We start from the raw sequence: 2907 nt of genomic DNA on the forward strand, positions 1-2907 counted from the left end.
CTCTAGCAAAAACCAAATATGTCTATCCTCTTCATTGGCATCCATTAAATGTCCACCGAAGTGATGAGCCATAAAATCATATAATATATTTTCTTCTTTCTCCCATCCATACATTGCAAAATGAATTAATGTGAAGACGACTTCGCTAAACGAATATTCCACCATCATCCCAGGATACCTGATTGTATAGAGATCCTGTCCCATGCACTGGTAAAATAAGACTTTCTGCATGTTCTTTAATCCTTCTACATTGTTTCCACCGCTGATCAATACATCATTTTTCCATAGTGACAAGTGATATGAAGAAATTGGGCCTAGATTTATTAATAGTATGTGATCTATCTCTGTTTCATTTTGCTCAACGATTTCCTCATTCTCTCTTCTACTAACATTATATTCATCTTTAACATCTTCAAATTTAATTCCATCCACAAAATTTTTGCTATATCTTTTAAAAGCCATTTCTAACTTTTTTTGGTTTATCATTGTATCCTCCCTATGAATTAATCTATTTTCTTCCAGTTCTTTACCTGTAACTCATCAACGCCGAATCCAATATCAGTGATCTTGATATCTGTTTCAACTCTAATAAAATCGAATTGTAGACCAGGATTCTTCTTCCTCAGTTCCGCTAAGTTACCTCTAAAACTGGCATACCTAGAATCTTTGCTTTTAACCATGTCTTGGAAGTAGGCATTTCCGCCCTTTTTCTGTTTATCCGAGTAACTAAAACTAGCGGAATCTGATGCCTTCGATTCAATAATCGTTAACTTTGGCGGCGGTCCTTCTGATAGGAACGCTGCATCTATGCCGTTTCTCCCCACTTGGAATAGATCGGAAACGTCTTTACCTAAATTATTTTGTCTAGCTAAGATTTTTGTCACTTCTTCCCCAAAATCACCTTTATCATGAGAAAAATATTTTGAATTATCGATTTTTCTTTCATACTCCTTTGGAACCTCCAAGTCATAACGATCACTAATAACATCTTTCGTATCCAACTTGTTGGCCAATTTATTTCTTTCTCGCGTTAATCTTTTGACTTCTTTGTCATTTTCCTCTTTTTTCAATCTTTCTATTTCTTTATCTAACTTTTTAATTTCTTTTGAGATATTGTCTGTAATGTTACTGCCAGAGCCACCTTTAACCGTACCCTTAGTTTCACTCTTAGCAACAGAAAATAATTCTCCAAGTGTTTTTCTTTCTCCAACATTCCCAATGCCAGCTAGCGCACGTTCTGGGAATAAATTCGGGACCTCAATATTTTTAATCTTCTCCCCAACATTCTTCATACTACCCGGCAACTTATTCATGAATGCCGCTACTTCTTCCAACTTACCAACTATTTTACCGCTTTTCTCTGCTACTTGAAAGACTTTTGCACCCTCTGCGAGTTTTCCGAATGCAGCTGACCCTTTCACTGCGGCGTTTACTTCACCGACGCCGACAAAACAACTACCAATATCAAATATCGCGCCACCAAGAGCATAAGGATCGGTCAATGCTTTTTCTACATAACCTTTTACGGAGTTAAATAGTTCCTTACCATACCTAGGATAATCCTGCCAGCTGATGATGGCTTGTCCAAGATTTTTTAGCGTATTACCAGCTCCATAAATATCGTCCATCCTCCATTGGGCTGTCTCGTGCCCTGTTGCAGAGTTCCATCCCCATGCAACCAAGTTACAGACAAGCGAACCAAGCTTACTTGCACCTATCGCAATCCCACTAATAGCGGAACCTGCCGCGCCTAAAAAACCTTCCAACACCAATGCATCATCAGCAAGTCCTTTTAGGAAAGGGATGTTCTCCCCTACCCATTTTGTACCTTTTCTCAATACATCCCATTTCTCACCGGCACTTTTGGAAAAGTTTTGAAGCCAAGCCTCCACTGGATGATGTTCCGCCCATTCCTCTTGCTTTTTCTTCATTTCTCTTTCAGCTTGCAGTTGCGCTTCTTTTTTCGCCTTCGTGATTTGTGTATCCATTTCATGAATGCCTTTTGCCAAATCATCTAGCGCAAAGAAGGCTTGCAGTTTCGGATCAGTATAAGATAAACTACCCATCTTGCCTGCAATTTGAACTTGTTGGTTTAGGGCATCGAGAATGTTTTCCGCATTGCTTTTTTCTTTTTTACTTTCAAATTGCTGTACTTTTTGAATCGTATCCTCTAGTTCTTTGCTGGCTGCAACCAGTTTTTCATCAAACTGGCTGTTCGGCATACTCAGTGAAACCAAATCGTTCACACTGTTGTAAATATTAGAGATGCGACTATCCATTTCATGTTTCTTGGGTTGAAGATTGGAAAGTTTGTTTTGCGCTTGAAGCAATGCATCTTCTAGAATAACCGCATTCTCATCACTTTCTCCCGTTGTTGACTGAAAATCCTGTAAGGTTTTCGCCATTTCCATAATAAGTAGTTCATTGGAATCTTTCAACCCAATCACAACTGTATTTTGGTTATTATTGATGTCGTTGACAATCGCTTTTCCTGTTTCACCCTGCATGGCATCAGCCTGGATGATTCCATTCAATGCGTTTTTGGCTTGTTCAAGTTGATCATTGGTTTTACTGGTGTCTTTTTGGAGTTTTGCCAATATTTCATCGAATTCCTTTAAATCTACTTGAAAGCCCATTTAATCCGCCTCTCTTTCTGATGAAGTATGAACAGCTTCATAAAAAGCAAGTGCTTTATCTAGTGGTAAAAAGGCACTGGATAACTTGCCATTTGCTACTTGCATACTTCGTAAGAAAGTAAAAGCAAATTGTTCTTCCCAGTCATTCGTCATCCCAGGTGAAACAACTCGCTTAATTATCATATTGGACACATAAATTGCTGGTGTGTTACTCATTTCACCAAACGGCCACAAGTAACCAAGATAATCTACCACATAATCGTTAAATCCC

The 2907-nt window shown here is 38.5% G+C and carries 1 protein-coding gene and 2 pseudogenes; all 3 read right to left on the reverse strand.

Annotation, left to right across the window (positions count from 1 at the left end; all coding sequences use genetic code 11):
* Positions 1-486: pseudogene (locus tag BAQ49_RS21980) on the reverse strand (hypothetical protein); the annotation flags it as partial.
* 17 nt (positions 487-503) lie between these two features.
* The gene (locus BAQ49_RS21985) at positions 504-2636 is read right to left on the reverse strand and encodes a T7SS effector LXG polymorphic toxin (RefSeq protein ID WP_071747043.1); all 2133 of its coding nucleotides are present in this window, start codon (positions 2634-2636) and stop codon (positions 504-506) included.
* Positions 2637-2907, reverse strand: a pseudogene (locus tag BAQ49_RS21990) (DUF4176 domain-containing protein); the annotation flags it as partial.

Origin of the sequence: Bacillus proteolyticus (assembly GCF_001884065.1) — a bacterium.
Lineage (GTDB): Bacteria > Bacillota > Bacilli > Bacillales > Bacillaceae_G > Bacillus_A > Bacillus_A proteolyticus.